General features: G+C 71.2%; 17 protein-coding genes. 3 read left to right on the plus strand and 14 right to left on the minus strand.

What is annotated here, in order from left to right; genetic code table 11:
• Positions 1 to 136 precede the first annotated feature (136 nt).
• The gene (locus NWP10_RS04630) at positions 137 to 790 is read right to left on the minus strand and encodes an N-acetyltransferase (protein ID WP_258300031.1); all 654 of its coding nucleotides are present in this window, start codon (positions 788 to 790) and stop codon (positions 137 to 139) included.
• 218 nt (positions 791 to 1,008) lie between these two features.
• On the opposite strand from NWP10_RS04630, the gene NWP10_RS04635 reads away from it, so the two are divergent.
• The 3 genes from NWP10_RS04635 to NWP10_RS04645 are packed head-to-tail and all read left to right on the plus strand — an operon-like array spanning position 1,009 to position 4,257.
• Entirely contained in the window at positions 1,009 to 2,136 is a 1,128-nt protein-coding gene (locus NWP10_RS04635; protein WP_258300032.1) for an NAD(P)/FAD-dependent oxidoreductase, read from the plus strand.
• A gap of 5 nt (positions 2,137 to 2,141) precedes the next feature.
• On the plus strand, positions 2,142 to 2,789 hold the full coding sequence (locus NWP10_RS04640) for a class I SAM-dependent methyltransferase (protein WP_258300033.1): 648 nt from the start codon (positions 2,142 to 2,144) through the stop codon (positions 2,787 to 2,789).
• A gap of 28 nt (positions 2,790 to 2,817) precedes the next feature.
• Complete coding sequence (locus NWP10_RS04645; RefSeq protein ID WP_258300034.1) at positions 2,818 to 4,257, plus strand: NAD(P)/FAD-dependent oxidoreductase; 1,440 nt, start codon at positions 2,818 to 2,820, stop codon at positions 4,255 to 4,257.
• Positions 4,258 to 4,260: 3 nt separating this feature from the next.
• Here NWP10_RS04645 and dapF read toward each other — a convergent pair whose 3' ends face one another.
• The 13 genes from dapF to NWP10_RS04710 form a co-directional block, all read right to left on the minus strand.
• Positions 4,261 to 5,208, minus strand: a complete 948-nt coding sequence (gene dapF / locus NWP10_RS04650; RefSeq protein ID WP_017488745.1) for a diaminopimelate epimerase — start codon at positions 5,206 to 5,208, stop codon at positions 4,261 to 4,263.
• 9 nt (positions 5,209 to 5,217) lie between these two features.
• Positions 5,218 to 6,144 (minus strand): tRNA (adenosine(37)-N6)-dimethylallyltransferase MiaA, encoded by a 927-nt coding sequence (gene miaA, locus NWP10_RS04655; RefSeq protein ID WP_258300035.1) that lies wholly within the window; start codon positions 6,142 to 6,144, stop codon positions 5,218 to 5,220.
• On the minus strand, positions 6,144 to 7,685 hold the full coding sequence (miaB, locus tag NWP10_RS04660; protein WP_258300036.1) for a tRNA (N6-isopentenyl adenosine(37)-C2)-methylthiotransferase MiaB: 1,542 nt from the start codon (positions 7,683 to 7,685) through the stop codon (positions 6,144 to 6,146). The genes miaA and miaB overlap by 1 nt, the downstream gene beginning before the upstream one ends.
• Positions 7,686 to 7,731: 46 nt before the next feature.
• Positions 7,732 to 8,424: a DUF6270 domain-containing protein gene (locus tag NWP10_RS04665; RefSeq protein ID WP_258300038.1), complete on the minus strand. Its 693-nt coding sequence runs from the start codon at positions 8,422 to 8,424 to the stop codon at positions 7,732 to 7,734.
• A 478-nt stretch (positions 8,425 to 8,902) separates the two neighbouring features.
• A complete protein-coding gene (locus NWP10_RS04670; protein ID WP_258300039.1) occupies positions 8,903 to 9,499 on the minus strand; it encodes a regulatory protein RecX in 597 nt (198 codons plus the stop codon).
• Between the two features lie 368 nt (positions 9,500 to 9,867).
• Entirely contained in the window at positions 9,868 to 10,932 is a 1,065-nt protein-coding gene (gene recA, locus NWP10_RS04675) for a recombinase RecA (RefSeq protein ID WP_258300040.1), read from the minus strand.
• A gap of 191 nt (positions 10,933 to 11,123) precedes the next feature.
• Entirely contained in the window at positions 11,124 to 11,762 is a 639-nt protein-coding gene (locus NWP10_RS04680) for a hypothetical protein (RefSeq protein WP_258300041.1), read from the minus strand.
• Between the two features lie 266 nt (positions 11,763 to 12,028).
• Entirely contained in the window at positions 12,029 to 14,038 is a 2,010-nt protein-coding gene (locus tag NWP10_RS04685) for a DUF6270 domain-containing protein (RefSeq protein ID WP_258300042.1), read from the minus strand.
• Positions 13,986 to 17,309 (minus strand): glycosyltransferase, encoded by a 3,324-nt coding sequence (locus NWP10_RS04690; protein ID WP_258300043.1) that lies wholly within the window; start codon positions 17,307 to 17,309, stop codon positions 13,986 to 13,988. Before NWP10_RS04690 ends, NWP10_RS04685 begins: the two co-directional genes overlap by 53 nt.
• The gene (locus NWP10_RS04695) at positions 17,306 to 18,472 is read right to left on the minus strand and encodes an FkbM family methyltransferase (RefSeq protein ID WP_258300044.1); all 1,167 of its coding nucleotides are present in this window, start codon (positions 18,470 to 18,472) and stop codon (positions 17,306 to 17,308) included. The genes NWP10_RS04690 and NWP10_RS04695 overlap by 4 nt, the downstream gene beginning before the upstream one ends.
• A 225-nt stretch (positions 18,473 to 18,697) precedes the next feature.
• Positions 18,698 to 18,916 carry a DUF3046 domain-containing protein gene (locus NWP10_RS04700; RefSeq protein ID WP_017489564.1) on the minus strand — a complete coding sequence of 73 codons (219 nt, stop codon included), beginning with the start codon at positions 18,914 to 18,916 and terminating at the stop codon, positions 18,698 to 18,700.
• A 129-nt stretch (positions 18,917 to 19,045) separates the two neighbouring features.
• A complete protein-coding gene (locus NWP10_RS04705; RefSeq protein WP_184171766.1) occupies positions 19,046 to 19,456 on the minus strand; it encodes a helix-turn-helix domain-containing protein in 411 nt (136 codons plus the stop codon).
• Between the two features lie 107 nt (positions 19,457 to 19,563).
• The gene (locus NWP10_RS04710; RefSeq protein ID WP_258300045.1) at positions 19,564 to 20,889 is read right to left on the minus strand and encodes a hypothetical protein; all 1,326 of its coding nucleotides are present in this window, start codon (positions 20,887 to 20,889) and stop codon (positions 19,564 to 19,566) included.
• Between the last annotated feature and the right edge of the window lie 218 nt (positions 20,890 to 21,107).

The following is a 21,107-nucleotide window of genomic DNA, read 5'->3' on the forward strand; positions in this document are numbered from 1 at the left end:
GACAGGCATCGTCGGCCGCGAGGATGCGGTCGATCACGGCCTGGATCTCGTCCTCGGAGCCGCCGGCGGGAGTGGGGTTCTTCTCTTCAGTCATGGTCTCCTCTGGGGCGCCTCGCTCGGGCGTCCCGATGTCAGTTCAGGGTAGTGGGTGGGGCGGACGCGCTAGCCGGTCATCCCCACGGGGCGGACGTACCGGCTCACGCGGACCACCCGGTGGAAGCGTTCGCGGATCCACGCCTCGTCCTCGAGGGAGGCGTGGAAGAGCCCCTTGACGGGGGCCGAGAGGGCGGGCGGGGTCCGGATCAGGGCCGCGACGTCGTCGCCGTCCACCCAGCTCTCCAGGTGGACCTGAGAGGTACACGTGGTCCCGGGCGAAGCCGTGCGCGCGGTACCAGGCGTTCGCCGCCTCGTCCTCGCGCGTCCACGCGTCCACGTGACCGACCCGCTCGGGCAGCCGCTCCAGGACGGCCTCGAACAGGCGGCCGGCCAGGCCCCGACGTCGGTGGTCCGGGTGGACGGCCAGGGTGTCGATCGTGGCCAGCCCGGCGTCGTCGCCGTCCGCGGCGCCCACGGAGGCGTCGAGGATCCCGGCGACCGTGCCGGCGTCAGGCCCGTCACGCACCACGGCGACCCACTGGAGCGAGTCCGCGGGGTCGGCCACGTCGGGGTCGGGGACGGGGTGGGCGGCGTGGACGTCGTCGTGGTTCTGGGTGTCGAGGAAGGCGAGGACCCGGCAGCGCAGCCACGACGGCTCGTCCTCGGGTGTGCAGGGGCGGACGATGTAGTCCATGGGGGGGTGTCCTGTTCGCGTCGGCGGGATCCGGGCGCACGGAGGTGCGGACCGGAGCGGGATGCGGAGCGATCGACGGCGGCCGGAGCGGTGGCTCGACGGGCGGCGGCGATCAGGCGAACAGCAGGAACATGCGGACCATCCTAGCGGCCGCCCGCCGCCGGCGACACCCCTCCCCCGTGGGCGAACACGCGCCGGCCGTGCCTACGCTGGGCCGCATGACCCCGCACCCGGACCGGCACGTCACCGTCCTCGTGGTCGGCGCCGGCCAGGCCGGGCTCTCCGCCGCCCAACACCTGCGCCGCCGCGGCTTCCAGCCCGTCGGCCCCGGTGAGGCCCCGAGACCGGCCCCCGCGGGGTCGCCGGGCACGTTCGCCGTCCTCGACGCCGAGGACCGCCCCGGCGGTGCGTGGCTGCACCGCTGGGACACCCTGACGATGGGCTCGGTCAACCACATCCACGAGCTGCCCGGCCACCCGGTGCCGCCGGCGAACCCGGCCGCGCGGGCCAACGCGGTGCTGCCCGCCTACTTCGCCGAGTACGAGGAGCGCTTCGACCTGCGCGTGCACCGCCCCGTGCGCGTGTCGCGGGTGGAGCGGATCGGCGAGCCCGGGGCCGCCGAGGGGTTCCGGGTGCACACCGACGCGGGCACGTGGACGTGCGGGTTCCTGGTCAACGCCACCGGGACGTGGACCTCACCGCACTGGCCGGCGGTGCCGGGCCGGCGGGAGTTCCGCGGCCGGCAGCTGCACACCCACGACTACCGCGGCCCGAAGGAGTTCGCCGGGCGGCGCGTGGTGGTCGTGGGCATGGGCGTCTCCGCGACCCAGCACCTGGCCGAGGTCTCGCGCCTGGCGGACACGCTCTGGGTGACCCGCCGCGAGCCGCAGTGGATCGACGACCCGGACCCGGGCCACCTCGCCGAGTCGGTGGAGGGCGTCGACGAGCGCACCCGCCTCGGCCTGGCCCCGCGCTCCGTGGTGAGCGCGACCGGCATGTTCCGCTCCGACTGGGTGCGCGAGGCGCAGGCCCGCGGGGTGCTCGAGCGCCACCCCATGTTCGAGCGGATCGAGCCGGACGGGGTGCGCATGCCCGACGGCTCCCTCGAGCGCGCCGACGTCATCCTCTGGGCCACCGGCTTCCGCCCCGCCGTCCGCCACCTCGCCCCGCTGCGCCTGCGCACGCCCGACGGCGGCATCCGGGCGGCGCACGGCCGCGCCCTCGACGAGCCGCGCCTGTTCCTCATCGGCTACGGGCCGTCCCAGTCCACCGTGGGCGCCAACCGCGCCGGCCGGGACGCCGTGCGGGCGATCCTTGCGGACCTGCGGGCCGCCGGCGCCGCCTGACTACGATGGTCGCCGTGACCTCGCCTGCGCACTACTTCTCCCCCGACCCCGGCACCCCCGAGCGGCGCCGCAGCGTCGACGTCGAGCTCGCCGGGCGGCGCGTCACCCTGCAGACCGCCAACGGCGTGTTCTCCCCGGACGGGATCGACAAGGGCACCGCGGCCCTGCTCTCGGCCGTCCCCGCGCCCCCGGCGCGCGGCGCGTTCCTCGACGTCGGCGCCGGCTGGGGCCCGCTCGCCCTCACCCTGGCCCTGACCTCCCCCGAGGCCGAGGTGACCGGCGTCGAGGTGAACGAGCGCTCCCTGGCCCTGGCCCGCGACAACGCGGCCGCCGTCGGGGCGCAGAACGCGCGCTTCCTCACCCCCGAGCAGGTCCCGGACGACGCCCGGTTCGACCTGATCTGGTCCAACCCGCCGATCCGCATCGGCAAGGCCGCCCTGCACGACCTGCTCGCGCAGTGGCTGCCGCGCCTGGCCCCCGGCGGCGAGGCCTGGCTCGTGGTGCAGAAGAACCTCGGGGCGGACTCGCTGCTGCCGTGGATCGCAGGGATGCTCCAGGAGCAGGTGCCCGGGGAGTTCACGGCGACGCGGGCGGCCACGGTCAAGGGCTTCCGGATCCTGCGGATCTCGCGGGCGGCCGAATCGTCCTCCTGAACCGACCGTCCTGAATAGTGTCGAGGGCATGAGCAGCCTGAACACCGTGAAGGACACCGCGACCGCCGCCGGCACCGCCGAGCTCGAGACCGACATCCTGGTGATCGGCTGGGGCAAGGGCGGCAAGACCCTCGCCAAGACGCTCGGCTCCCAGGGCCGCAAGGTCACCCTCGTGGAGCGCGACGCCGGCATGGTCGGCGGCACCTGCATCAACGTGGCGTGCGTGCCCACCAAGGCCCTCGTCCACCGCGCCGACGCCGTCCGCCCCGGGGACGACCCGGACGCCGCCGTCGCCTCCGCCTGGGACTTCCGCGACGCCCTCACCTCTAAGCTCCGCGACGCGAACCGCGCCATGCTCGAGGACCTGGACGCCGTCACCCTCGTCCAGGGCGAGGCCCGCTTCACCGGCGAGCGCACCGTCGAGGTCCGCCCCGCCGAGGCCGCGGACGGCGACGACGACGGCGAGCGCCTGACCATCCGCGCCCGGCACGTGGTCGTCAACACCGGCACCACCCCCCTGCGCCCCGAGATGCCCGGCGTGGACCTGCCCGGCGTGCACGACTCCGAGACCCTGCAGCTGCAGATGGACCGCACCCGCGCGCCGCGCCGCGCCGTCGTCGTCGGCTCCGGCCCCGTAGGCCTGGAGCTGGCCTCCATGCTGGCCGGCTTCGGCGCCGAGGTGACCGTCCTGGTGCGCGGCGAGCAGATCCTGCCCGACGAGTCCGACGCGGTCCGCGACTCCCTGGTCGAGGCCCTGCAGGACCGCGGCGTGCGCCTGGCCACCGGGGCCTCCGCCACGGGCTTCGCCGAGGCCGACGGCGGCCTGCGCGTGGACCTCGAGGAGGGCGAGCCGATCGCCGCGGACATCGTGGTGCTGGCCACGGGCCGCGCGTCGACCGCCGAGGCCCTGCACCCGGCGGCCGCCGGCATCGAGCTGGACGAGAAGAGCTTCATCGCCGTCGACGAGCACCTGCGCACCTCGGCGCCGGACGTGTGGGCCGTGGGCGACGTCAACGGCGGGCCGCAGCAGACCTACATCTCCCTCGACGACCACCGGATCGTCACCGGCCAGCTCGCCGGGGACGGCGCGTACTCGCGCGCCGACCGCGTGGCCGTGCCCACCACGGTCTTCACGACGCCGCCGCTCGGCTCGGTCGGCATGACCGCGGAGCAGGCCCGCGAGGCCGGCCACGAGGTGAAGGTCGCCTCCAAGCCCGTGGCGAAGATCGCCGCCATGCCGCGCCCGAAGATCGAGGAGGACGCGCACGGCGTCATCGAGGTGGTCGTGGACGCCGCCACCGACCTCGTGCTCGGCGCCCGCCTGCACTGCGTGGAGGCGCAGGAGCTCGTGAACCTCGTGGCCCTGGCCATGCGCGCGGACGTCACGGCGTCGGCGCTGCGCGACGGGATCTGGACGCGCCCCTCCGCCACCGAGGCGCTCAACGAGGTGCTCGGCGAGCTGAGCTGACGCTCAGACGGTGAGCTCGCCGTCGAAGACGAGCTCGGCCGGGCCGGCGAGCACCACGTGCTCGGTGCCGTCCGGGTGGGCGACGAAGTCCACGCCGAGGACGCCGCCGGGGACCTCCACGAGCCACGAGTCGGAGCCGCCCTCGCCGGACCACGCGCGCATGGCCACCGCCACGGCGCACGCGCCCGTGCCGCAGGACTGGGTCTCCCCCACCCCGCGCTCGTGCACGCGCATGCGCACCCGGCCCACGCCCTCGCGAACGAGGGGCTCGTGCGCCGCCACGAACTCCACGTTGGTGCCGTGCGCCGGCGCCGGGTCCACCTCCGGGGCGCGGGTGAGGTCCAGCCCCTCGAGGTCCTCGAAGGAGGCCAGCGGCACCACCGTGTGCGGGTTGCCCATGGAGACGCTCAGAGCCGGGCGGGGGTCGGCCAGGCCGGCGGCGAGGACCATCGCGTCCGAGGCCGCCTCCTCGGCCAGCTCCGGATCGAGGTAGGACCACGGGCCCATGTCGATCGCGTAGCCGTGGGCGAGGCGGCTGACCGTCTTCACGCCGGCCCGCGTGCCGATGGTGATGGACTCGCCGGGGGCGAGGTCCACGAGCCCCTTCTCCGCGAGGAAGTGCACGAACACGCGCACCCCGTTGCCGCACATCTCCGCGATCGACCCGTCCCCGTTGCGGTAGTCCATGAACCACTCGGCCTCGGGGTGCGCGGCGAGCAGGGCCCGGCCCTCCTCGACGTGGCGGGAGGGCACGGCGCGGATCACGCCGTCCCCGCCGATCCCCCGGTGTCGGTCCGCGAGCACCGCCACCTGGGCGGCCTCGAGGTGGACGTTGCCGTCCGGGTCGGCCAGGAGCACGAAGTCGTTGCCGGTGCCGTGGCCCTTCGTGAAGGGCACGCGGGGGGCGGCGTCGGACGTCGGGGCCGCAGCGGCGGCGGTCTTCTCGGTCATGGGGTCAGTCTAGGAGCCAGCCACCACGGCCAGCGCCTGCGCGACGACGTCCGGGGCGAGTGCGTCCACCCAGTGCACGCGCGGGTCGGCGCGGAACCACGTCTCCTGCCGGCGGGCGAAGCGCCGGGTGGCGACGACGGTCTGCTCGGCGGCCTGCTCCGGCGTGAGCGTGCCGTCCAGGATGGCGAGCATCTGCGCGTAGCCGATGGCCCGGGCGGACGTGGGCCCCTGGCGCAGCCCGTCCGGGCCGGGCACGTCCAGCGCGCGGACCTCGTCCAGCAGCCCGGCGGCGAGCATGCGCTCCACCCGGGCCTCGATCCGCTCGTGCAGCACGGCGCGCTCCAGGCTCAGGCCGATCTGCACCACCGGCGCCACGGAGGGCTCGTGCTCGCGCCGCGGCATGAACGCGGAGAAGGGCCGGCCCGTGATCCGGTGGACCTCGAGGGCACGGACGAGGCGCCGCGCGTCCGCCACCTTGGCGGCGGACTCCGGGTCGACGGCGGCCAGCTCGGCCCGCAGGGCCGCCTCCCCGCGCTCGGCCAGCTCAGCCTCCACCGCGGCCCGGACCAGCGGGTCCGTGGGCGGGAACTCGAGCACGTCCAGCGCCGCCCGCACGTACAGGCCGGAGCCGCCCACGAGGATCGGGGTCCGCCCCCGGGAGCGGACGTCCGCGAACACGCCGCGGGCCGCGGACTGGAAGGCGGCCACCGAGGCCTCCTGCCCGACGTCGAGCACGTCCAGCAGGTGGTGCGGCACGCCCTCGCGCTCGTCCTCCGTCACCTTGGCGGTGCCGATGTCCATGCCCCGGTAGAACTGCAGCGCGTCCCCGTTCACGACCTCCCCGTCCAGGGCGTGCGCCAGCGCGACGGCGAGGGCGGACTTGCCCGTCGCCGTCGCCCCGACCACGGCGACGACAGGCGGGCGGGCGGCGCGCATCAGGACCGGGGACGCAGCGTGGGCATGCCGAGGCTCGTGGCCCCGGCGCCGCCGGAGGCGCCCGGCGTCGGCACCCCGCAGGACTCGGCCTGGGCGCGGTCCCAGGCGTCCCCGGCGCGCGAGCGGCGCAGCGAGTAGTCCTCGGGCGCGGGGTCCGCGACTGCGAAGAACGGGTGCGCCTCGGTGACGGTGACGGTGACGAAGTCCCCGGGGCGCGGGGTCGGCGCGCCGGCCGGGACCGAGAAGTGCACGAGGCGGTTGTCCCGCGCACGCCCGGAGAGGCGGCCGCGCTCGGCGGCCTTGGTGCCGGAGTCGGCGGTGACGAGCAGCTCCTGGCGGGTGCCCACGAGCGTGGCCATCTCCTCCGCGGAGATGCGGTCCTGGAGGGCGACGAGGCGCTCGAAGCGCTCCTGCACCACGGCCTTCGGCACCTGGTCCGCCATCTCGCCGGCCGGAGTGCCGGGGCGGATGGAGTACTGGAACGTGAACGCGGAGGAGAACCGCGAGGCCTCGACCACCCGCATCGTGTCCTGGAAGTCCTCATCGGTCTCCCCCGGGAAGCCGACGATGATGTCCGTGGTGATGGCCGCGTGCGGGATCCGCTCGCGCACCTTCTCGAGGATGCCGAGGAACCGCTTGGACCGGTACGAGCGGCGCATGGCCTTGAGCACCGTGTCCGAGCCGGACTGCAGGGGCATGTGCAGCTGCGGCATGACGTTCGGGGTCTCGGCCATCGCGTCGATCACGTCGTCCGTGAAGGCGGCCGGGTGCGGGCTGGTGAAGCGCACGCGCTCCAGGCCCTCGATCTGCCCGCATGCGCGCAGCAGCTTGGCGAACGCGCCGCGGTCCCCGAACTCCACGCCGTACGTGTTCACGTTCTGGCCCAGGAGGGTGACCTCCACGGCGCCGGCGTCCACGAGGGCCTGGACCTCGGCGAGGATCTCCCCCGGCCGGCGGTCCTTCTCCTTGCCGCGCAGGCTCGGGACGATGCAGAAGGTGCACGTGTTGTTGCAGCCCACGGAGATGGACACCCAGCCCGAGTGGGTGGAGTCCCGCTTGGTGGGCAGCGTGGAGGGGAACACCTCGAGGGACTCGAGGATCTCGATCTCGGCCTCCGCGTTGTGGCGCGAGCGCTCCAGCAGCACCGGCAGGGAGCCGATGTTGTGGGTGCCGAAGACGACGTCCACCCAGGGCGCCTTGGCCTGGATGGTGGCCTGGTCCTTCTGGGCGAGGCACCCGCCGACGGCGATCTGCATGCCGGGGTGCGCGTCCTTGACCGAGCGCAGGTTGCCGAGGTTGCCGTAGAGGCGGTTGTCCGCGTTCTCGCGGACGGCGCACGTGTTGAACACCACGAGGTCCGCCTGGGCGTCCTGCGGGGCGGGAGCGTAGCCGGTGGACTCGAGGAGGCCGGAGATGCGCTCCGAGTCGTGCACGTTCATCTGGCAGCCGAACGTGCGGACCTCGTACGTCAGCCCCTCGTGGGGGCGCGCGGAGGTCTGCCGGGGGGCGGGGGCTTCGAGGGTGGGGTCCGTCAACGTCACCGCACCATTCTAGGAACCTCGGGCGGGGCGCGGGGCCCGCCGCCGATCAGTCGATCGTGGGTGCATCGGGGAGCCGGTCGGCGACCCAGGCATAGAACGGGTCCGCATAGTGCATGGCCGCTGCGCCCCAGAGGTGGTCCTTGGAGGCCACGGCCAGTTCGTCCGGCACGTCGAGGATCGGCAGCCCCAGCTCTTCCAGCACCGCGAAGTAGTGCGCGAAGGCGACCTGCCACTGGTCACCGGATCGTCCGTCGGAGCGGCGCACGGACTCGCCGGTGTCAGTGACGTCGGCGAAGCGTGCACGCAGGACCCAGGCGCGTCGGCCGCGAAGCCTCTCCTTCATGCGGGGGGCCAGTTCTCGGAACAGGGCGACGTGCTCGTCCGAGGCGAAGGGGATCCGTCGCCCCACCACGACGTCGTTCCACGCCGAACGGCGGAACTCATTGGACGGAGTGATGAAGCCTCCCCCGTACTCGATCACGCCGAAGCGCTCGTCGGTGAGATCGAGCAACAGGGCATCCCCGGCGTCGAGTGCGGCGGACGCGGTGGATGCGAAGTCGTCCCGCACCATGCGCGCCTGGAAGTCCGAGGCAAGTCCGATGTCTGCGTCCGGCTCCGCCACGGGTGGGGTCAGGGCGGAGACCCAGGATGACCTCGCCGCGTATGCCGCGACCGGGGCCACGGGGTGGACGCGGAGGACGTCTCGAGAGACACAGGATCCATAGATGGCCACATTCATTGAAGCGACGATACAGAAGTTAAAACGTGTGGAAGCTGTCAACGGCGTGTGACTCCATGGATGGAAGCACCCCGGTTCCCCTTGCACATTGCTCGGAGCGTTTCAGATACTCCGCAGACACCGCACCTGCAGCCAGCTCGCTTCAAGACAACTCGTCGGCGGCGGAAGGCCCGAGTGCCCCTAGGGGACAAACCTTGGGTGGGGTCGGACTTCGTCTCGCGCAAGGGGCGACCATTCCTGACCCTGCCTTGGCCCGTCGACGGAGAACCACAGGCGCTCATGCGCCGGTTCTGCGTGGTCGTGCCGACAATAACCCCCGGGCTACGACTGGACGCAATACCTCGAACCTGCGTGCGGAGTCCAACGTCCAGAAGCAATGGCACTGCCCGACCGATTCCGGTCACCGATCAAACCGGGGCGTCCACTGCGACTCAGTTCGACCAGGCACCCTCCTAAAGAGTGGACGAGGTGCAGAGTTCTATTCATGCTCCTGGAGCACCTCCTTCACGACGGCGAACGCAAGACCACCGCCGTACCCCTTGCGCCCCAGCATGCCGACGAGGCGCCGAGTCACCTTGTCCCGCTCAGCACGCGCGTCCGGGTCGTTCCCGGCCGGGACCCGGCGGCCGCGCAGGCGGCGTCGGACGAGTTCGAGGGCGGCGGCGCGCTCGTCCTCCCCGTCGATGGCCTCGAGCGCCTCGGCCGCGACGTCCCGATCCACACCCTTCTGCCGCAGCTCGTGGCCGATGGCCCGCCGGGCCAGCCCCTTGGACCGGTGGCGGCTCCGGACCCAGACCTCGGCGAAGGCGGCGTCGTCCACGAGCCGGACCTCCTCGAACCGGTCCAGGACCCGGGCGATGAGCTCGGGCTCGGCCTCGCGTTCGGCGAGTTTGGCCTCGAGCTGGCCGCGGGAGCGCGGCCCCAGGGCGAGCTGCCGCAGGACGACCTCGCGGGCGGCCTCCTCTCGCTCCCTCGGGTCGGCCGGCAGGGGCGCGGGCCCCGGGCGACGGCGCGGCGGAGCGCCCTCGCGGGCGTTCGCCTCTTCGGGATTGGACGTGGCATCAGAGTCGGCCACCCTAGGGGCCCGGCGGCGCGCGCGCCGCGGCTCGTACTCGGCCCCTCGGTGGCCGCGTCCGCCTCGCTCGGGCCGCGCGGCCGTCGACCACGGAAGCACCCGCGCCGCGGCCCCGGGTGCGGGACTGGGCAGGTCGCTCGCACGGCCCAGGAGCGAGCCCAGTTCTGGCGGGCCCGCGGGCAGCACGTCCGCGCTCCTCGCCTCGACCGGCCCGTCGGCCTCGGGCACACCCGCCAGCTCGAGCCACATCCGGGCGGCGTCGGTGTCGCGCGCGTCGTCGAAAGCAGACGCGCCGGAGGCCGCGCCGCTCCGACCGGCCCTCTCGGATCGGCGGGCGGCACCGCCTCCGGCGTCCCTGCGGGCTCGGATCATCCGGCCGCGGTGTCACCCGGGACCGCGGTCAGGGCCGGGGCCTCGTCCGCCTCAGCCTCCGGGTCCACGCCGATGCCGAGCTTCGTGAGGATCCGCTCCTCGATCTCCTGGGCGAGGTCCGGGTTGTCCTTGAGGAACCGGCGGGCGTTCTCCTTGCCCTGGCCCAGCTGGTCCCCGTCATAGGTGAACCAGGCGCCGGACTTCTTCACGATGCCCTCCTCGACGCCCATGTCGATCAGGCCGCCCTCGCGGGAGATGCCGACGCCGTAGAGGATGTCGAACTCGGCCTGCTTGAAGGGCGGGGCCATCTTGTTCTTCACGATCTTCACGCGCGTGCGGTTGCCGACGGGGTTGCCGGCTTCCTTGAGGGTCTCGATGCGGCGCACGTCGATGCGCACAGACGCGTAGAACTTCAGCGCCTTGCCGCCCGTGGTGGTCTCCGGGGAGCCGAAGAAAACGCCGATCTTCTCGCGCAGCTGGTTGATGAAGATGGCCGTAGTCTTGGTCTGGTGCAGCCGGCCGGTGATCTTGCGCAGCGCCTGCGACATCAGGCGGGCCTGTAGGCCCACGTGGGAGTCGCCCATCTCGCCCTCGATCTCGGCGCGCGGGGTCAGCGCGGCCACGGAGTCGATCACGACGATGTCCAGGGTGCCGGAGGAGACAAGCATGTCCATGATCTCCAGTGCCTGCTCGCCGGTGTCCGGCTGGCTGACGAGGAGCGCGTCCGTGTCCACGCCGAGCTTGCGCGCGTACACCGGGTCGAGCGCGTGCTCGGCGTCGATGAACGCGGCGATGCCGCCGTTGCGCTGCGCGTTCGCCACCGCGTGCAGGGCCAGCGTGGTCTTGCCCGAGGACTCCGGGCCGTAGATCTCCACGACGCGGCCGCGGGGCAGGCCGCCGATGCCCAGCGCCACGTCCATGGCCACCGAGCCTGTGGGGATGACCTCCACCGGCATCTGGGTCTGATCGCCCAGCCGCATGACGGAGCCCTTGCCGAACTGCTTGTCGATCTGCGCGAGGGCTGCCTCGAGGGCCTTCTCGCGATCCGGAGTCTTGCTCATCCTTCACCCCTACGTTTCGTGATTGCCGGGCGAGTCCTCTCCCCCGCCTCGGTCAAGTCCGGACTCTACGTCGGGGCCCGGACGAGATAACGGGGCCGACCCATCCTGTGGACAGAGGCCTTCCCCTAGCGCTGTGCACGAACGAGGCTACACGACCATTCGAACATGCGTTCGATCTCAGCGAGTCCGACTCACTCCGGACGCACCAGCAGTTGACGCAAACGCGGGAGATAGATGTCGACACTGGGAACGACGTGCCCCTCCCCGAAGTCCCCCAGCACATACTCCACCCCAGCACCATCTCCGACCGCCTCACGGAACGGCAGGTAATGATTATTGAGATACTCGGGGTCCTGGGTGTTCTGAATATAAATCACTCGATTTCCAACCGGAACCGAATAAAGCGAGCAGATATCATGATCGAGCTTGGCGACGAGGCTCTCCGGATCCGCCCCCGGGTGCGCCACCGAGGAATACCTAGAGAACCGGATCGGCGGACGAGTGAGTGAGATCCGGGGATTCAGAACCATGACCGAAGAAGACGGGTAAAGGTAGCTGTAATAGAGAGCTGCATATCCGCCAGCGGATGCACCAAAGAATATCAACTTCTTCTTCTCACCAAGGAGCTTGTTCAGCACCGTGCGAATGAGCAACGCCCCGTTGATCTTCTCGGTGCCAAGGTGCCACGACGTGCCAAAATCCGACGAGATCCCATAGAAGGGATCGGAGAATCCAAGCCACTCGACGCCCAGCGCCCGCGCGATCGATAGGCCGGAAAACATTGGATAAGTCTGACCCGTCGCCGGCATGGCCGCAGAAAATGTCACCATGACACAATCCGATGACGCCTCCTCAAACGCCCAATCAAACCACCCTTGGCCAGTCCAGTACGAGGACAATCCTGGCGAAATCCTATGAGAGTTAAATGCGCGTGCGTTCTCATAAATATGATGGCCGCTACTCACAAACATACTGACATCTCGACGCCGCTGAGACACGAGGCACCTCCTCTATTTTGCGACACACAATACGTTTATATATTGCTCATGTTTAAGGGAAGTGGACGCAGAGCCCTATGTGTCACTTCAGTCTGGCACTAATTTCGAGATCGCACTTGCGGGAAGCCCGACCGTGGAGTGAGCCTAACCGATGTGGCACGGCCTGAGTCGTCCACCGACACGGTGACGATCTTCTTCGAACCGGGGTCGGCGAAGTCCACCTCCCACGACTCTCCCGGCTTCGCCGTCGGGACGATCAGCGGGGACTGCACCCGCTCAACCTGGTAGAGAAGATCGCCCTCGCGAAGGTGACGCAGTGAAAAGATGCTCGGCGGCTTCACTCCAGGTCCAGTCTGGACCCTCCATGTGAGCCTGCTGATGCCATCGCCCTCATCCTTCAGGCAACTCATCCACACGCCGATGCCCGCCAGGTCCCGATGAGGGGCAGTCCCCTCGGCTCTATGCCCTGAGCCGTCACCCTCAACCACCCCGAAGGCCTGGGACGGATGCGACACGGGCCTCTCCTCGGCCTCAGCATGCGCATCAGCGTTCAATGACTGCTCAGGACAGGAGGCTCCGCCGTCGATGTGCTGCGACAGACAACTCAGCACATCGTCAAGGTCGGCATCTATCCCGAAACTCGCTGCCACCCCCGATGACACTCGCGGAGGCAGGTCCGATTGCACCGCACCCCAGGTAGCGATACGCAACACGACATTGTCACCCAAGTGATAGACGAGGGGCCCGCCTTGTCTGCCGATCCCTGCAAGAGACAGGGCGGCGAGTTGCGAGCGTACCGAAGGGTCTTCTCCATTCTGAAGAATTACCACCTTAGGGGTGCGCTCTTGCTCGGCAGTCTCCGATCGATCGACAAGTGATCGCAGGCCATCAGACGCGAGCGTGGGCAAACCCCACACGAACACACCGATGACCCCTTCCATTGCCGCGGCCATGGCAAGCGCAACATGCCCCCCCGCGCCGCCGCCAACGATCACATAGTCTCGACCGGGCCCGCAATCAGAACTGATGCGGACAGACGCCAAGTCAGCCAGAAGCCCGATGCGGTCATCTTCAGTATCCGCCGGCCCCGGATTCCAGGCGACGCGGATCGACGGGTCACCGTTGCGCTCCACCGGGCGCCGCAACGTCACCTGCACGCTCGCTTCTCGGCCATCCCCGGAGCTGTCGTTGTCGACCCAGAGGAGTATGGGTCGCCCTGACTTCGGGGAGATGTCCTCCAGCTGTTCTCCGACTTGAGCCTGGGGGTCAAGGCTAGCGGATGAGTGCAGCAGGGCCAGGTCGCCGGGGGTCCCGGCAGTGAGGTGATGAGGTGCCCCCCACAATTGATGAAGGTGACTCTTGACCGCTTCCCACACGTAGCCGCTTGCTTCTTCGTTCAGTGCCAAAGATCCCACACCAGAAGCGCCTGGGCTTCGAGCAATGCGGGATCCCGCGGGCACTTCGAAGTGACGCACTGCAGCGCCTGCACCTTCCATCTCCGTGTAAAGGCGCATCATTCGACGGTTTGTTGTATTTGAGCCGTTGCCACTCGGAGAGCCCGGTGCCGGTGGCACGAATGCGCGATGCACAACGAGCCGGCTCTGAAGTCCGAACTCCTCGATTTCCTCTACAAAAGCGCGCCATCCACGTTGCCAGAGATCGAAGTATTCCTCCGTATCTAGATTGACAAGTCGATAGTGTGACGCATCTATTCCGAGTGCCTGAAACTCCGCCGATTCGGAAACGACTCCCCCGTCCGGGAAGACTGCAAGTGGGCGCCGCTCCTCAAGTGCGTCAATGATGACCACGTCGGGATCGGTCGACGCGATTCTCGACACAACCGTTCTATCGAATGCTCGAGAAAGCAGCTCCCGGTCCGCGTCATTGCGCGCAGAATCGAGGTAGGTAGCCCGGATGGGCGCAGTGCCAAAGCTAGCAAAGCTGATCCTGGGGTAATAGTCTTCCCGTCTTGCTCGGATCTCGGGCCTGCCACTGATCGCGTGTTTCGTCTGCAGACTGCCGATGGCGGTAGCGGGGTACACATGGGATCCCGCCTCACGCACGGCTATTGCACACTTCTGGAAGGCTGTGGTCATGATGGCGAGCACGGAGGAAGGAGGCTTCCATCTCCTCCGCGACCACGTGGTCAGCCCCGGACTGTGCGCGAACCCGTCGCGCCGCGGCGCGGGACATCCGCATGTAGCGCTCGGGGTCCCGGTGCAGCGTCCGCAGCGCGTCGGCCAGCTCTCGGTGGTCCTCCGCCGGGGCGAGGAACGCGCATTCCTCGTCCACGAACTCCGGCACCGCGGCCACCGCCGAAGTCACCGGGACCAGCCCGGAGGACATGGCCTCGTCACGGCTCACCCCCTGGGTGTCACTGCGGGTCGGGACCAGGAGCACGCCGTGGGCGGCATGCTCCCGGGCGATCTGCTCGTGGGTGAGGAAGCCACGACGGATCGTGACGTTGGACAGCCCACGAAGGGGCGCGAGGGTCTCCTCGAACAGCGGACCGTCCCCCAGGAACGTGAACTCCATCTCGTCGAACCACGGCTCGTCCTTCAGTTCCAGGACGGCGGCGACGGAGAGGTCGTTCGCATAGACGCGGGAGTGGTACGGCCGGATGGACAGGACTCGAAGGCGGTGCTGGGCGGTCTTCTCCCGGTAGGGGAAGACGTCCGGGTCGATGGGGTTGTGGATGATGCTCCAGCGGTGGTCGGGCAGCCGCACGCCGACGTCCTCGAACACCGTCTCCGCGAACCACTGGGAGACGAAGACGAAGTGCATGTCCTCGGGAGAGGACTCGAAGATCTCCCGCCACATCGTCAGACGGGTATCCGACAGGTCCTTGGCGGCCTCCAGCTCCTCCTCGGAGGTGTAGTTGAACCGCCGGCGCCACCAGGGCTGGATCTCGAACCCGTGGATCCACACGGTGGTGGGGGGCAGCGACGGAGCCGTCTTCAGCACGTCCCAGGTCTCCGGCAGGAGGCAGTGCACGGTGAGCGAGCGCGCCTCCCCCGTGGCGAGCGTGGCGGACAGGTCAGCCGGCCGCAGCACGGCCACGTCCACGTCCTCGAACTCCCGGAACTCCGGCTGATGAGCGGTCCCCAGGGTGACGGTCTCGAGCCGGCGCCCCGCCTCGAGGTAGCGACGTAGGCGGCTGTGCACGAACCCATTGCGGTACAGGTTCCCGTAGGACGGGTAGATGTTCGTCACCAGCACGTCCGGGCTGCGCACCAACAGCGGGACGGGCGGCGCCACGAAGGGGCCGTTCACCACACGGTGGATCACCGCACTGCCGGACCCGCTCACCCGCAGTCCCCAGCGCACCGCCACGGCGTCGTCGGGAATGGTCACCTCCACGAACTGGCGCGCCGGGATCATCGCGTGGCCGATGCGTCCTCCCGCGGAGTCGAGCCAGTACGCGACCAGCATGACGTCGAGCCCGACCCCGACGTCCAGGTAGAGGGGCTCCGTGCGGCCGAGGAGCTCCGCGTCCAGCGGCCTGACGTGCTGGTTGTTCCAGTACCGGTGACGGCCCGCCTCCATCCGCGAGGTCAGCCGCGCCTCGCCGTCCTCCCACGTCATGGTGATGGCGTCGAAGGTCGTCATGCCCTCGAACAGCATGTCGAGGTCGAGGACGGGCAGGTCGTCGGAGGACTCCTCGAACACCAGCGCGTCGGCGTGGCGACGGATCTCGTCCAGTCCGAGCCCCTGGTCGAGGGGCAGCGCCGACACCTGCTCCAGGAGGGCGGCCGGGGCATGCGCCCCGCCCGCGCAGTACTCGAGCGCGGAGACGGCCAGGCCGGCAGGCGCCGTCGCCTCGGTGAGGACGCCGGACACCGCGGCCTCCGCCGCCGGGTCGAGGCGCACCAGCGACCGGTGCAGGGGCAGTCCGTCGCACGGGGTCCACGCGGTGCGCGGCTCGCGGCGCACCGGGGCGCCGCCGCCCTCCGGCACCGCGTAGTGCTCCCGGTGCCCGACGGCGTCCACGTCGGCCCACCGCAGGGTCAGCACGAGGTCCTCGAGGTAGTGCGGCCCGTACCAGTCCTGGGGCTCCAGGGTGCCGAGGGCGGTGCATCCCCGCGACCGCGCCAGCGCCGCAAGGCCGTCGGCGGACTGGACGGCGACCACGCGGTCGTCGTCAGCCGCGGCCTCGACGGCCGCCGCGTCCGCATCGTCCTCCACCAGGACGGCGAGCACCCAGTCGGTCCAGGACTGCCGCGTCCAGGACGCCAGGAGGCCGCGGACGGCCTCCTCATCGCGGCCCGGTGCAGACGGCACGATCAGCAGCGGGCGCTCGACCTCGGCCGGAGGCAGGGTGACCCCGGCGTGCTGGGCCACGAAGGAGAGCCGCTCGGCGTAGGTGTGCTCCCGCAGGACCTTGCGCAGCGCCATGGCGCGCATCCGCTCGTTGCCGTTGGAGTGGGCCTCGATCTGCTCGAGCCGACGTCGCATCTGCGTCCCCGAGTCCGTCGCCACCACGAGGTCGCCGAAAATGAGCCGCAGCCCGCGGGAGAAGTTGCTGACTACCAGCGTGTTGGAGGCCAGGAGCTCGAACACCCGGCGGGCGAACATGGACTGGGACTGCTTCACGGAGTTCAGGTTGAGGTTGACCGTGTAGCCCTTGTAGGGGATGTCCAGCAGGTCCGGGGTCAGCGCGCCGCCCACGATGAACCGCCCGTACTCCTCCGGGAAGGCGTAGTCGGCGTTCCCCCGGCCCAGGTTGCGGTCGTAGATGTCGAACCGCCGGCCATCCGCGGAGAGCTCCGAGCTGAGCTCCCGCAGATCCGCCAGCCGTTCGGGGTAGCGGGCGTAGTAGGCGCCGGCGAAGGCGCACCCCTGCACCCGCTCGAAGGCCTCCACGGGATTGGAGTGGACCGGCTGGGCCGCGAACGGCAGGAAGTGCACGTTGCTGTGCCCGAGCTCGAGCTTGTAGCGCGGGACGCAGTCCAGGTCCGTGGTGAACACCGCGTCGAAGTGGCCCGCCGTGGTGAGGAACGTGTTGAAGTGCACCGGATCCTCCTTGTTCCAGAAGGCGGTGGGCACACCCCTCTCACGGCACCACCGGAGGATGCCCTCCAGCTCGGGGCCGAACCGATGGACGGTGTTCCACCAGGTCTGGCGGTGCCCGCGCCACGCGGACTCCACGAGCAGCAGGTCCGGCTGCGCCGCCGTCAGCTCGGCGCGCCAGTACTCCATGGTCAGCGGCACCAGGTCCGCCTCGCCCTCGAAGGAGGTGAAGGAGAACTCGTCCAGGATGCAGGCCACGACGAGCCCCCCGGCCCGGCCGGTCCGCCGGCGGACGGGCACCGGCTCGGTCTCACGGCGCCGCGACGCGACGTCCTCGGGAACCACAGGTGCGGGGATCCGGGGGCTCATGCCTGCCCACCCTTCTTGTCGGCGCGGATGATCGAGATGAGTCGGGGCACGGCGCGGCGCACGCCGGTCAGGCTCTGGGCCTCCCGCAGCGCCTTGCCCGCCTGGAAGGTGCGCGAGGACCGCACGTGACGCAGCGTGGCCCGCGTCTGCTGGACCGCCTGCAGGGCCGACTCCTTCTCCACCGCGAGGCGTTCCAGGGCGTCCTCCATCTCCTGCAGGCGTTCCTGCGCCGCCTCCCGCTCGGATTGGGCGTCCCGCTGGTTCCAGATGCGGTCCTCGGCCTCCGCCACGAACCCCCGGAGCACGCGGAAGTCCTCCCGGTTCCGGGCGACGAGCGCCTCCAGCTCCTCGACTCGACGGCGCGCCGCGTCCCGGTCCGCCTCCGCCTCCGCCAGGTCGGCTCGCATCTCCTCGCCCTCGCCGGGCTCACCGTCACCGGCCCGCAGCCGCTCCCGGAGGGCCAGCGCGGTCGAGCGCTCGGCGTACATGCGGCGCATGACCGCGTCCATCCCCGCCTCCTGCCGCTCGTCCGCGGATCGCGGGACGAAGAGGACGGTCGGCGAGGAGTTCTCCACGTCGGCCACGCGGTAGCCCAGGGGGCGGAGCCGCTCGACCGCCGCCTCGTAGGCGGGCTCGTCGAGGCACTCGATCCACAGCAGGGGCTGGCTGCGCCGGAGCGTGCGGCGGGCGCCGTCGAGCACGTGCGCCTCGAATCCCTCGACGTCCACCTTGAGCATCGCGACGAGGCGCGAGCCGACGATCTCGTCCACGGTGCGCACCGGCACCCGGTCGCCCTCGGCCTCCGGAGACCGGTCGATCGACCGCGTCCCGAGGTTGGCCGGGTCCCCCTCGCGCAGGACGGCCTCGCCCTCGCCGGCGCCGGCCGCGCAGGCGTGCACCTCCACGGCGTCCTCGACGCCGTTGAGCGCGGCGGAGCGGCGGACGGCGTCTGCGAGCCGTGCATCTGGCTCCACGGCGATCACCCGAGCCCCCACCGTGCAGGCGAGGAACAGGGTGTGGTTGCCCACGTTGGCCCCCACGTCGACGACCACGTCACCCGGCGAGAGCGCCTCGGCCATCTTCTCCAGCATCGCGGACTCGTACACCGTCCCCTCCAGCACCATGCCCTGGATGTAGTCCTCACCCGCATTGGGAACGATCACTCTGTACTCTGAGCCGCGCGCCAGCAGGCGTGCGACCGGTTCATCCGAACCGGGCGTGGGCATAGGGCCTCCTCGAGGGGTGGGACGAGACATGGGTCCTCGCGCTGTCGAGAGGACGCGCGACGTGGGTCCTTCACGCGCGGCGCGCGCCAAAGTCCGCAGGTCACTGTAGCCGCCGCCACCGCCGGGCAGGCGCCGCGGCCTCCCCGGCGCGCCCCGGCGCCCTCACCGCTTCGGGGGCACGTCGCGGCCCAGCCGCCGCTCCTCGGGGATGTCGTGCAGCTCGCAGACGGCGAGCCAGACCCGCCGCGGGTCCACGCCGGCGGCGAGCGCCGCCGTCGCGGTGGTGTCCAGGCCGGGCAGGTGCAGGGAGTCGGCAACGAGGCCGGCCCGGCCGGGGCCGAACTCCTCGTCCATCAGCCGCTGGAACTCGCTCACGCGCATGGGCGGGGCCTCACTCGTCATCGGGGTGTGTCGTCGGTGGTGTCGCAGGGCCCGGACGCGCGGACGGCGCGGGCGCTCCCAGGTGCGGGGCGCCCGCGCCGTGCGGGTCGGGGGTCTGCGGGTCGGTGCTCAGCGGCCGGCCAGCGTGCCCAGGGACGGGTCCGCGGCGTCGGTCAAGTCGTCGGGCAGGGTGTCCGGGACCTGGATGCCCTCCTGGTCCACCAGCCGGTCCGAGACCTCGCGCAGGAGGTAGGACAGCGGGATCTCGAGGGCCTGGCAGATGGAGGCCAGCAACTCGGAGGAGGCCTCCTTCTGGCCGCGCTCCACCTCGGAGAGGTAGCCGAGCGAGACGCGGGCGTCGTGGGAGACCTCGCGCAGGGTGCGGCCCTGGAGCTGGCGCACGTCGCGCAGGACGTCGCCGATCTCGTGGCGGAGGAGGGGCATGCTGCGCTCCTTGATGTCAGGGGTGGTCGCGCGGGGGCGGGGCTGGTCGTCGACCCAGCGCGTGATGCCGTGGGCCTGGACGGGATGTCGCATCATGTCTATCGCCTTCTCCTGGGCTGTTCCTGAAGACGGCCGGGCCGCGGGCCTGATCCCGCGGGGCGCTCTTCTTGACTCGTTCCATTCAACGTCGGGGGCGGCGTCGTTCATTCCCGGGACGCGGCGGCGGGCTCGTCCGCGGCCTCCCGGGCCTCGTTCCACCCCCGCCGGCGGTGCCGCTCGCGCAGGGAGTAGGTGGCGTTGCGGATGCGCTCGGAGTCGTCCAGGCTCGAGCCGACCGCGCCGGCCATGGTGCCCATCGAGGCCGCCAGCCACACCAGCTTGGCGTAGTCGCCCAGGTCGCTCGCGCGCTCCAGCTCGCCGCCGAGGTACTCCACCGGGATGATCATCACGGCCACCAGGAACAGGGTGGCGAAGAGCACCGCGTACACCAGCGTGCAGGCCAGCCCCACGGTGATCACCGTGGAGAGGTTGTCCAGCCGCGAGCTGTGCCGGTGCCGGGTGCCACTGGTCCAGAGCCCGTTGGTGGCGATCAGCCAGCCCACGAGCAGCACGATGGACAGGACCGTCACGGCCGCGAGCCGCCACGGGGACATCACGCTGGAGAGCACCCAGATGGAGCCGAAGAACACGCCGTAGGCGCCGGCGGCGCTCGCGGAGGCGATCGTGAACGTCATGTCCCGGGGCATGCGCAGCGGACGGTTCGCCATCACCATCCCGGCGAGCAGTCGCAAAGTGCCGGTCCGCCCCTTGACGTACACGGTGGAGGCCTCGCGGCGGCCCCCGCCCATGCCGGTGATGGTGCTCACCCCGGCCTCGGTGCCGTTCAGGGGTGTCAGCGCCCGCAGCTCCTCCGTGTCCGCGGCCCCGTCCTCCTCGACCTCGGCGGAGCGGTCCGAGGACTGCACGTCCAGCTCGCCGTCCGGCGGGTCCACCTCCGGGACGGTGTCCAGGTGCTCGACGACGCGCAGCACGGTCTCGCGCAGGCGCCGGGCCGGGGTGATCACCCCGAGGGCCGGGACGCACACCACCCCGAGCCGCAGCTGGGGGACGACGTCCGCGACGACGCCGCGCCCGTCCTCGAAGCGGGGCAGGTCGACGACGGCGATCACCGTGTCCCAGCCGTGCTCGTCGGCCAGGGCGCGCACGGGCTCCTCGAGCACCATGCCGCCGTCCGCGCCGACGGGCAGCGACTCCTGCCGGGTCTCCACGCGCCAGCCGTGCGGCGCGGGCATGCGCGCCTGCAGTCGCTGCTCGAAGTCGCGCGCGATGCGGCACACGAGCGCCCAGGGGTAGCCGGGGTCGGCCACGAGGCCCACGACGCGCGGCGGGCGGCCGTCCGCGGGCGCGTGGGGGTCCTCCTCGCGGCCGTCGGCGGCCGCGCGGGGGTCCGAAGCGGAGATGACCGGAGCGGAGGGGTCCTGCGCGGAGGGGTCCGGAGTGGACCGGGAGGGAGGGGATGCGCTGCTCATCGGAGCGAACCTACGCCCGCCCGCCGAGGGCGGCCAGGAGCGGCGGGCCCGGACGGCACGCGACGTCGCTCACGCTCCGGCGCCCGGCTCCCCCGCGGCGCCCTCCCCGGTCGCCCACTCCCCCATCGCCGCACCGATGCGGGTCAGCGCGGCCAGGGCGGCGGCCACGGTGGCCTCGCGGATCGCCTGCCGCTCCCCGCCCAGGGCCAGCGGGATGG

Origin of the sequence: Micrococcus sp. HG099, assembly GCF_024723355.1 — a bacterium.
In the GTDB taxonomy this organism is placed as follows: Bacteria; Actinomycetota; Actinomycetes; order Actinomycetales; family Micrococcaceae; genus Micrococcus; species Micrococcus endophyticus.

Coding starts and splice junctions, on each gene's coding strand:
- NWP10_RS04665 (WP_258300038.1), bottom strand. CDS start 8,424: ATGAATGTGGCCATCTATGGATCCTGTGTCTCTCGAGACGTCCTCCGC.
- NWP10_RS04640 (WP_258300033.1), top strand. CDS start 2,142: ATGGTCGCCGTGACCTCGCCTGCGCACTACTTCTCCCCCGACCCCGGC.
- NWP10_RS04680 (WP_258300041.1), bottom strand. CDS start 11,762: ATGGTGACATTTTCTGCGGCCATGCCGGCGACGGGTCAGACTTATCCA.
- NWP10_RS04710 (WP_258300045.1), bottom strand. CDS start 20,889: ATGAGCAGCGCATCCCCTCCCTCCCGGTCCACTCCGGACCCCTCCGCG.
- NWP10_RS04645 (WP_258300034.1), top strand. CDS start 2,818: ATGAGCAGCCTGAACACCGTGAAGGACACCGCGACCGCCGCCGGCACC.
- NWP10_RS04635 (WP_258300032.1), top strand. CDS start 1,009: ATGACCCCGCACCCGGACCGGCACGTCACCGTCCTCGTGGTCGGCGCC.
- NWP10_RS04690 (WP_258300043.1), bottom strand. CDS start 17,309: ATGAGCCCCCGGATCCCCGCACCTGTGGTTCCCGAGGACGTCGCGTCG.
- NWP10_RS04700 (WP_017489564.1), bottom strand. CDS start 18,916: ATGCGCGTGAGCGAGTTCCAGCGGCTGATGGACGAGGAGTTCGGCCCC.
- miaA (WP_258300035.1), bottom strand. CDS start 6,144: ATGCGCGCCGCCCGCCCGCCTGTCGTCGCCGTGGTCGGGGCGACGGCG.
- NWP10_RS04630 (WP_258300031.1), bottom strand. CDS start 790: ATGGACTACATCGTCCGCCCCTGCACACCCGAGGACGAGCCGTCGTGG.
- NWP10_RS04705 (WP_184171766.1), bottom strand. CDS start 19,456: ATGATGCGACATCCCGTCCAGGCCCACGGCATCACGCGCTGGGTCGAC.
- recA (WP_258300040.1), bottom strand. CDS start 10,932: ATGAGCAAGACTCCGGATCGCGAGAAGGCCCTCGAGGCAGCCCTCGCG.
- dapF (WP_017488745.1), bottom strand. CDS start 5,208: ATGACCGAGAAGACCGCCGCCGCTGCGGCCCCGACGTCCGACGCCGCC.